This is a genomic window from Komagataeibacter sp. FXV3, assembly GCF_015155755.1.
In the GTDB taxonomy this organism is placed as follows: Bacteria; Pseudomonadota; Alphaproteobacteria; order Acetobacterales; family Acetobacteraceae; genus Komagataeibacter.
In genome coordinates, this window is the sequence record NZ_VWPI01000038.1 from 1 (window position 1) to 9,377 (window position 9,377).

10 protein-coding genes and 1 pseudogene are annotated in these 9,377 nt (G+C 62.8%); 10 read left to right on the top strand and 1 reads right to left on the bottom strand.

Translation table 11 applies throughout. From position 1 onward, the window contains the following. From F1542_RS03355 to F1542_RS03400, 10 genes and pseudogenes are all read left to right on the top strand, one after another. Positions 1–416 (top strand): annotated as a pseudogene (locus F1542_RS03355) (EamA family transporter); the annotation flags it as partial. 461 nt (positions 417–877) lie between these two features. Further along, complete coding sequence (locus F1542_RS03360) at positions 878–1,666, top strand: carbon-nitrogen hydrolase family protein (RefSeq protein ID WP_193731811.1); 789 nt, start codon at positions 878–880, stop codon at positions 1,664–1,666. Continuing rightward, positions 1,663–3,075 carry an APC family permease gene (locus F1542_RS03365; RefSeq protein WP_193731812.1) on the top strand — a complete coding sequence of 471 codons (1,413 nt, stop codon included), beginning with the start codon at positions 1,663–1,665 and terminating at the stop codon, positions 3,073–3,075. The genes F1542_RS03360 and F1542_RS03365 overlap by 4 nt, the downstream gene beginning before the upstream one ends. A gap of 194 nt (positions 3,076–3,269) precedes the next feature. Beyond that, positions 3,270–4,340 (top strand): hypothetical protein, encoded by a 1,071-nt coding sequence (locus tag F1542_RS03370; protein WP_193731813.1) that lies wholly within the window; start codon positions 3,270–3,272, stop codon positions 4,338–4,340. Between the two features lie 565 nt (positions 4,341–4,905). Further along, the gene (locus tag F1542_RS03375) at positions 4,906–5,745 is read left to right on the top strand and encodes an RNase A-like domain-containing protein (protein ID WP_227672444.1); all 840 of its coding nucleotides are present in this window, start codon (positions 4,906–4,908) and stop codon (positions 5,743–5,745) included. After that, positions 5,720–6,091, top strand: coding sequence for a hypothetical protein (locus tag F1542_RS03380; RefSeq protein ID WP_193731815.1), 372 nt, complete (start codon positions 5,720–5,722; stop codon positions 6,089–6,091). The genes F1542_RS03375 and F1542_RS03380 overlap by 26 nt, the downstream gene beginning before the upstream one ends. Before the next feature lie 65 nt (positions 6,092–6,156). After that, positions 6,157–6,459, top strand: coding sequence for an RNase A-like domain-containing protein (locus tag F1542_RS03385; protein ID WP_346011752.1), 303 nt, complete (start codon positions 6,157–6,159; stop codon positions 6,457–6,459). After that, entirely contained in the window at positions 6,431–6,814 is a 384-nt protein-coding gene (locus F1542_RS03390) for a hypothetical protein (RefSeq protein WP_227672445.1), read from the top strand. Before F1542_RS03385 ends, F1542_RS03390 begins: the two co-directional genes overlap by 29 nt. A 263-nt stretch (positions 6,815–7,077) precedes the next feature. After that, on the top strand, positions 7,078–7,470 hold the full coding sequence (locus tag F1542_RS03395; protein WP_227672446.1) for a terminase small subunit: 393 nt from the start codon (positions 7,078–7,080) through the stop codon (positions 7,468–7,470). Between the two features lie 123 nt (positions 7,471–7,593). After that, complete coding sequence (locus F1542_RS03400) at positions 7,594–8,907, top strand: phage terminase large subunit (RefSeq protein ID WP_193731816.1); 1,314 nt, start codon at positions 7,594–7,596, stop codon at positions 8,905–8,907. Between the two features lie 11 nt (positions 8,908–8,918). Here F1542_RS03400 and F1542_RS03405 read toward each other — a convergent pair. After that, the coding region (locus tag F1542_RS03405; protein ID WP_193731817.1) for a DUF2726 domain-containing protein at positions 8,919–9,377 on the bottom strand (459 nt) is incomplete at its 5' end.

Below are 9,377 nucleotides of genomic sequence, written 5' to 3' on the forward strand. Positions count from 1 at the left end.
GCTATGGGGTCAGCCTGGTGGCGTTCATGCTGGGGCTGCGCCACCTTGGGGCGGCGCGCACGGGGGCGTATTTTGCGCTGGCCCCGTTTATCGGGGCGGTGGTGTCGGTGGCCCTGTTCCATGCGCATGACATCGGGCGGCTGGCCGTGGCAGGGGCGTTCATGGCGATGGGGCTGTGGCTGCACCTGAGCGAACGCCACGACCACGAACATGTGCATGAGGAAATGGAACACACCCACCGCCACCTGCATGACGAACACCACCAGCACGAACACGGCCCCGATGACCCGGTGGGCGAACCCCACACCCACCGCCATGTGCATAAAAGGCTGGTGCACAGCCATCCGCATTATCCCGACCTGCACCATCGCCATGACCATGACCATGGCCCGGACGGACACACGCATGCGGCCTGACCCCCGGGTTCAGGACGCACCGCGCGGGGGTAGGGGATACACCCTGCCGCGGCATGGATTACGCACATGGATGTATGGGCGCACCAGTCTTGCAGCTTTGTGAACGGGTTTTCGCCCGGCTGCGCTTTTCATGAAGGTGCCGGTTGTATGGCGGCCCTGGTTTTCGGCTGTGAAAGATCGGTTGTCCCATGCTGACCGGGGCATGTGGGCGGTAGCGTTTCGATTGTGGATGTCACCGGGGGACCGCCTGCCGCGGGATGGGCGTCGGACGCCTGCTGCCCGGGACAGCTTCAGATCCCGCCGGAACTGCCATGGCCACCCTCCTGATCGCCTTTATGCCGCATCCGGCATGAAAGGCTGCGCAAGGACACCATCCATTGCGCAGGCGGCAAGATTTGTGTTGCGTCGGGCGGCGGGCATGATACCCATTGCGAAGCAGTAATAAATCAGGACCTTACATCATGCGCATGGCCGGCCTACAGACAGCGGGAACCCCGGGGGATATCGACGCCAACCTGCGAGAGCTTGACGCCGCCATGGCGCGCGCGGCGGGGCAGGGGGTGGACCTGCTGGTCACGCCGGAACTGTTCGTGACCGGCTACGACATTGGTGACAGCCTGCATGACCTGGCGCGCTTCGACGCGGTGGGGGCCGTGCGCAACATCGCAATGGCGCGCGGGGTGGCGGTCATGGTGGGGTATGCCGAACACACGCCCGACGGGCTGTACAACAGCGCCATGCTGCTGGACCGCAATGGCGCGCAGGTGCTGCATGTGCGCAAGCTGCACCTGTTTGGCGACATGGAACGCGCGTTCTTCCTGCCCGGCGCGCAGCCTTCCGCCGTCGTATCCTTTGGCGGGGTGCGCGTGGCAGGCATGATCTGTTATGATGTGGAGTTTCCCGAATACGTCCGCCACGTGGCGCAGGCAGGGTGCGAGGCGCTGCTGGTGCCCACCGCGCTGATGGAGCCATACCTGTTTTCCGCCCGCGAACTGGTGCGCACGCGGGCGTGGGAAAACCAGATCTACCTGGCCTACATCAACCATACCGGGCGCGAGCGCGATACGGTTTACGTGGGCAACAGCCGCATCATCGCGCCCGATGCCACGGTGCTGGCGCAGGCAGGGCTGGAAGAGGCGCTGCTGGTGGCTGATATCGAACCCGGGCTGGTTGCGCGCGCGCAGCGTGAAAACCCCTTCCTGGCCGACCGCAGGCTGGACCTGTACCGTGGCATGGGCCTGACGGCATGAGCGCGCGGGCAGGCGCCACCACGGCCGCCGGTGGTGGGGTGGGGCGGCTGTCGGGCAACCTGGGTGTTGCGGAAATCATCTTCATGGTCATTGCCGCGGCCGCCCCGCTTACGGTCATAAGCGGCAACGTGCCGCTGGCGATCACGCAGGGCAACGGCGCGCTTGCATGGACCGGGTTTGTCGCGGCGGCGGTGGTGTTGCTGCTGTTCTCGGTCGGGTTTGTCGCCATGACCGAATACATGACCGAAGCGGGGGCGTTCTTTACCTATATCCGTGCGGGACTGGGCGCGCGGTGCGGGCGGGCGGGGGCGTTCCTGGCGCTGCTGACCTATACCGCCATACAGCTTGGGGTTTACGGGTTTTTCGGCTGGTCCATGGATGACGCGGTGCGGCAGTGGGGTGGCCCCGCCCTGCCGTGGTGGCTGTATGCGGCGGGCGTGCTGGCGGCGGTGGCAGTAATGGGCTACCGGCATATCGACCTGAGTTCGCGCGTGCTGGGCGTGGCGCTGGTGCTGGAAATCGGGGTGGTGGTGGTCATGAACGCCGCCATCATGTGGCACCCCATGCCGGTCGCCCCCGTGCCCGATACAGGGCAGGCGGGGCCGGTCGCGGTGGCGCTGCTGTTTGCCATTACCGGGTTCATCGGGTTTGAGGCCACAGCCATTTTCCGTGACGAAGCCCGTGACCCGCAGCGCACCATTCCACGCGCGACCTATGGCGCGGTGGTCATTATCGGCCTGTTCTACGCCATATCGTGCTGGTGCGTGATCCATGCATGGGGGGCGGACAGCATTACCGGGGTCACGCGCGGGTTTCTGGACCACGGGCGCAACATCGTGCTGGAAACGGCGGGACGGTATGCGGGCCGGATGATGCAGCAGGCCATGCAGGTGCTGCTGCTGACCAGCCTGTTCGCGTGCCTGCTGTCGTTCCACAACATCATCGCGCGCTACCAGCTTGCGCTGGGGCGCGAGGGGATCATGCCCGCCTTTCTGGCGCGCACGCATGACCGCCATGCCTCGCCGCACGTGGCGTCCGTGGTGCAGACGGGCACGGCGTGCATGCTGCTGGTGGCCGCGGCCCTGTCGGGGGTGGACCCGCTGGTGGATATTTTCGGGTCGATGGCCGGGATTTCGACCATTGGCATTGTCGTGCTGATGATCCTGACATCGGCCGCCGTGGTGGCGTTCTTTGCCCGCCGGCGCGACCTGTCGCGCGGGCGGCCGTTCAGCGCGGTGGTCATTCCGTGCGTGGCGGGCGTGGCGCTGTGCGCGGTGCTGTCTGTCATTCTGGTCAATTTCACCCGTATTACGGGCCTGACCGACCGGACCAGCCTGATGCTGGCGGTGCTGCCGTTTGCGGTGACGGGGCTTGGGTTCTGCGTGGGGCGGACGGCAGCAGCAGATTAATGTTTCTGGTGAAGCTTTTTTCAAAAAGCTCTGGAAAAATAGATCTTTATGAAAAAGGCAGATATTCCGGAACCTGAGCAGGCCTGACCCCACCCATGGTAACGAACCGGCAGGCGCGCACCTTGGGCGCGCCGGATTGACACGGCCATCCCCCACCACCCATCATGACCCCGAACCGGCACGGGGGAACAGGGATGGACGTGTACAAGGGCTGGGCCGAGGCTGACCTGCCGGAGTGGCTGGCCACGCCACGGCGGGATTTTGACCGCCTTGCCGCCCACCTGCGTCCCGAGGTGGAGCGGCTTCTGTCCCGGCAGGGCGTGTTTGCCCCGTTTGGCGCGGTCATGGCCCCGGGGCGCTACCTTGGCGCGATCGAGACGGTGGCAGGCCCCGGCGGGCAGGCCGACAGCACCATACAACTGGACCGCGCGCGCGACGCGGTACAGGACGCGGCAATGCGGGCAGGCGCGCGGGCGGCGGCGGTGGTCGCCAACTGCACCGTGCTGCTGCCCGGTGGCGACGGGCCGGTGCAGGCCGCCGTCATCATGTGCGCCCACCGTGACGGCACGGCGGAAAACATCGTCTATCCCTATCGCGTGGGGGAGGCGGGCGTGACCTTCGCCCCGGCCCAGGTGACCGAGGGCACGCAGGACATCTTCCCCCCCATCCGGCTGCGTTTCCACATACGCGAAACCTGCCCGCCCCGACCGGCGGGGCATGCGGTCACTTCATTCGCGTTCCACGGCATCGACCGCGCCACAGTTCTGGCCCGCATGGGCCTGACGGATACCGGCATGCCACAGGACGTCACCCGCCCCGCGCCCATGGCCATCACCAGCCTGCCCGACGGGTGGACGGTGGTGGTGTGCAACGACCCGGCCACGGCGCGGGGGCATGAAGCCCGACTGGCGGCATATTCCGCAGGCGCCACGGTCGTGACCTGCACGGTGGATGAACGCCGGTATGAAAGTGCTGCCAGTTTCCACCATGACGGTGCACAAATCTGGTCCGTAACCCACCACGGACAGGCCGCAGGCCCGCACGACCTGACCCTGACCGGCACGCCACCCGCAGCGTTACATGAAGCCATTACCGCCATGGACCGCGAGGAAACCGAAAGCGGTTACCCGCCGGGGATGCTGGATTTCTATTTTGATATTCCGGTGGAGGTGGTGTTTGCGGTGACGGGGTTTCGGTACTGCCAGCGGGGGTATGCCGTATTCGATGTCGCGCGGGAAATATCCGGGCAGGATGCCGGACCATAAATACTGTTGCGGGCATCTACGCTGCATTAAGAAACTGCCTGAAAAGTCAGCACATGATAGCACTTTAAAATTAAAGGAAGTTTTTGGTGAAGCTTTTTGCAAAAGCTTCGAAAGAACGCCGCCTTTTTGAAAAAAGGCGGCACCCAAAAACTTTTATTTTTTTATCAATGAGTTGTTTTCAAACAGTCTCTAAAGGCCCCGCCATGACCCGGCAGTGCAGATGGTCGGGTCAGCCTGTACTTTTCGGGTGCCTGTATGCAGTTTTTTCCGTTATTCGGAATATAGTGCGCATTGTGGCGCCCGCTGATCCCGACTTTTCCATAAATTCATGATCCCCCCAAATAAAGACTGCACTATACGCAGGCGGACGGATCATCCACACGACACGCAAGGCCCGCCCTGACCGGCGGGCTTTTTTTGTGCCTGCATTTCAGGACATTTCATGCCGAATACCAACCAGCATCCCGCCCTGACATTCGTCATGGGCGAACAGCAGCTTGTCAGCATCGTCAGGCGATCCCTGCCAGGTCATGAAAGTATCAACAGGGCCGAAGGTCTGGCCACGATGGGCCTGGGCGCGGCAGAAATGGCCGGTGCCGCGGGCCTGATGGCAGCCCCTGAACCGTTGCTTAGCAAATTGGGCGGCATTGCGCTTGCCGCCCATGGCGCCGACATGATGGCCACCGGGCAGCAGGCGTGGAAAAATGGCACCGAACCGCACACCCTGACCGAACGCGCGGTCCATGCAATGGCGCTGAAGGCCCATGCGCCCCCTGCCGTTGCCGATCTGGCCGGTCAGGCTGCGGATGCCGTGATTCCCGCTGGCATACTGCATGCGGCAGCGCATTTCGCGGCAACGCGGGCCATTCGTGTCGCCACGGCAGATGCAGACCGGCTTGCCTTCAGGCAGGACGACATCACTACGGAGCACTTCCACCGGCCTGTGCAACGCATCGTCCAGCCGACACGGCCGCCTGCCAACCAGAACCTCCTCTCGCCGCATCGGCAGAACCGGCTTGACCTCAATCATCATGAGGCACCGCCGCATAACCGCAAGGCGGGCGGGCATGTACTGCTGAAGCATGTTGACCCGACCGACGCGTATATCGAGCGCCGGTTTACAAAGGAAAACCGTCCTGTCGTTTCATTCTTCACCTCGAAGGAAGAGGCTGAACGTGCTATTCACGCAGTGCTGCGGGATAATTCCCATGGGATTGATGCATGGCTCAGGGACGCCAGAGATGGAAGTTCAGTTCACGTCGAAGGACATCTTTCAGGCAGCGGGGCTATTGTTGTCGAGAACACCGATCGGACACGCAAAGCTGCGCGACATATAAGAGTTACAATTACTAAAAAAGAACATAATGGGATGATTTATTATGTCCAGACTGTTAGACTTGACTGATTACGAAATCCGCCAAACATTTGATTGTCTGGCTGGTCTCGGTGCCAGTTCTTTAGGCGAAGATGCCGATATGTTTGGAGATACGCTGGAGGAAGCAATCCAGTGCGGACCGCGAACGCATGATCTTTTGTTCAAACTGCAAACGATCGCCGAATTAAAAACTTTACTGGCCTGCACCGATGCGGAAATCGACCGTGTCAGTAAAGCTTTGCTTGGTATCATTCCAACAGTCGAGCCAGAAGAACCACCCAACTGGGGCAGTTTTCCCAGCCTGCGGGCATTCTGGTCTGCCGTCCTGCATGCCTTTGAACATGATCCCGAGGTGCAGGCGCAGGGAGACGCCTGACCCGGATACGCAGATCATCTGTCAATACTTACGCGAAAAAGCATGTTGACCCGACCGAGGCGTATATTGAGCGCCGGTTTACGAAGGAAAACCGTCCTGTCGTTTCATCCTTCACCGCGAAGGAAGAGGCTGAACGTGCTATTCACGCAGTGCTGCGGGATAATTCCCATAGGATTGATGCGTGGATCAGGAATGCCACAGATGGCGCAACAATACAGATTGAAGGGCATGTCCTTGGAAAAGGAACTGTCGTTATCCAGCAGGCAGATCGGGAACGGAGCACTGCGCAGCGTATCCGCGTTACAATTATCAAAAAAGAACACAATGGAATGATTTATTATGTCAATACCGTCAAACTGTACCAATAACGACATTCTCGACATGTTTGCGCGTCTGGCTGACCTTGGCGCCAGTTCATTCGGCGAAGATGCCGATATGTTTGGCGATACATTGGCCGAAGTCGTCGAAGATGCACCGCAGGGTCGGGATCTTCCGTTCAAACTGCAAACGATCGCTGAATTAAAGGCTTTACTGACCTGCACCGATGAAGAAATCAGACGCGTCAGTAAAGTCCTGCTCGGCATAAACCCGGACGCAGAAGCCGAGGAACCACCCAACTGGGGCAGCTTTCCCAGCCTGCGGGCATTCTGGTCTGCTGTCCTGCATGCCTTTGAACATGATCCTGAGGTGCGGGCGGGACGAAAGATTGAACCGGGCGCGTAGGGGCAGGGCGTTCGCCAGCATCGGCTGCAGGAATGCCTGTTGTCCATGTGTCGGCCTTGCAAAAGCGGACCGCCCGTTTCCCCGCCGTGCAGGCCACCCGATCGGCCACCGCCCCGCCACAACAGCCAGCGCGCACAACAAACCAGTTCCCACCTGCACGCTTTTTCACGATAACAGCCCTATCATGACACAACCGCGCCCGGACCGCCCCGCACGGCAGTCCGGGCGTTTTTCTATCCGCCGGATAACAGGGAAGGATGACCATGCCCGAACCCGCCACACCGGGCGCGCGGCGCGGGGCGTACAGCCGCCGGCTGGCGGAGGAAATCTGCACCCGCCTGGCAGATGGGCACAGCCTGCGCGCGATCTGCGCCGATCCGGCCATGCCGCACCGGGCCACGGTGTTTCGCTGGCTGCGCGACAATGCGGGGTTTCGCGCCCTGTATGCCACCGCGCGGGAGGCTGCGGCCGATACGCTGGCCGAGGAAATCATAACCATAGCCGACCGCGCCACCGGCCGTGACGACGTGCCTGCGATCAAACTGCGCATGGAGGCCCGGATGTGGGTCGCAACCCGCCTGCGCCCGCCCGCTGACCGGCGGGAAGGGGGGAATACCATTGCCATCACGATCACGACCGATGATGCGGAACTGTAAAAAACGGAATGAACGTTTTTGGTGAAGCTTTTTTCAAAAAGCTTCAAGGAACGCCACCTTTTTAAAAAAAAGGCGGCACCCAAAAACTTTTTATACTTACACGGTATTTCAGGGGACAGGCTTTTGAAACACGCCTTCAGCCTGACAGCGGACCAGCGCGCGGCCAACCGGCTGCTGGGCGGTCCCGCCACGCATATCCTGCTGCGCGGCGGCGCGCGGTCGGGCAAGACGTTCGTGCTGGTGCGCGCGGTGGTGATCCGCGCGCTGAAGGCGGCGGGCACGCGGCACGGCATATTCCGCCACCGGCTGAACGCGCTGCGGGCCACCGTGCTGGCCGATACGTTTCCCACCGTCATGCGGCGGTGCTTTCCCACCGTGCCATGGGCGCTGTCGCGCACCGACTGGACGGTGGAAATGCCCAACGGGTCAGTCATTTTATTCGGCGGGCTGGATGACGAGGACCGGACGGAAAAGATACTGGGGCTGGAATTCGCCACCGTCTACCTGAACGAAGCCAGCCAGATCACCTATGGCGCGCGCAACATGCTGCTGACACGGCTGGCGCAGAAATCGCCGCTGGCGCTGAAGGAATATATCGACGCCAATCCCCCCACCACCGCGCACTGGCTGTACCGCGTGTTCGAGGACGGGGTGGACCCCACGTCCGCAGCCCCCCTGGACCGTGCGCGTTACGCCACCATGCGCCTGAACCCTGATGGCAACCGCGCCAACCTGTCGCCCCAATACATGGCGCAGCTTGAGGCATTGCCCGAACGGGAACGCAGGCGCTTCATGCTGGGCGAGTACCAGCAGGCGGTGGATGGCGCGTTATGGCGGTTGGAGGATTTCCGCCGTGCGGCCCCTGTCACCCCCGCAACCCGTGGCCGCGTGGCGCGGGACATGCGCCGCATTGTCGTGGCGGTGGACCCGTCGGGCTGTTCCGGGCCGGAGGATACACGATCGGACGAAATCGGCATTGTCGTGTGTGGCGTGGATGCGGGCGGGAATGGCCATGTCCTGTCCGACCTGTCGCGACGGGACAGCCCGGCGGGGTGGGCGCGCACAGCGTTGCAGGCACAGGCGGACTGGGGGGCGGAACGCATCGTGGCCGAGCATAATTTTGGCGGTGCATTGGTCGAGGCCACGTTGCGCGGCATCAACCCCAACGCCGCCCTGCGCATGGTCACCGCCAGCCGGGGCAAGGCCGCGCGTGCCGAACCCGTGGCGGCGCTGTATGAACAGGGCCGCGTGACCCATCACGGCAGCTTTGCCACGCTGGAGGAACAGCTGTGCCAGTTTTCCGCCAGTGGCTACCACGGCCCGCATTCCCCCGACCGGGCGGATGCGCTGGTCTGGGCATTAAGTGACCTCATGCTGTCCACGCCGCCCGCCGCCCCCGCGCGATGGGTGCCGACGCGGTTTACGCTGGGGCGGTAAGGGGCGGCGGATCACGCCGGGGCCGCGCGGAAATACCCGCTGATATCCACCCGCGCGCCGGGGGGAAAACGCAACAGGGCAATGCCGGTATGGGCAAAGGCGGCCTCGACCAGTCCATCGCGGTACTGGCGTTCGGGATGGGCGTGGGTGCTGTCATCCAGCTCGATCCCCAGCACCACGGTGCCGCTTTGCACATGCACCACCACGAAGTCGATGGATTTGGAGGCGATCTTGAAAAACGCCTGCCGGTTGGCGTCACGGTCCGGCCCGCGCGGGGCCATGAAATCCGCCAGCCTGACCTGCGGGCAGATGTAATAGCCGCGTGGCGCCTGCGCCACCAGCACGGACAGCACGCGCCGCTCCCATTCCGACATCAGGGCCATGGGCTGGTACAGCCGCACCGCCCAACCGTAATCGGTCATGGAAACGGGAACGCTGAACCCCGCATCCACCACCGGCGCGGGCGGGAC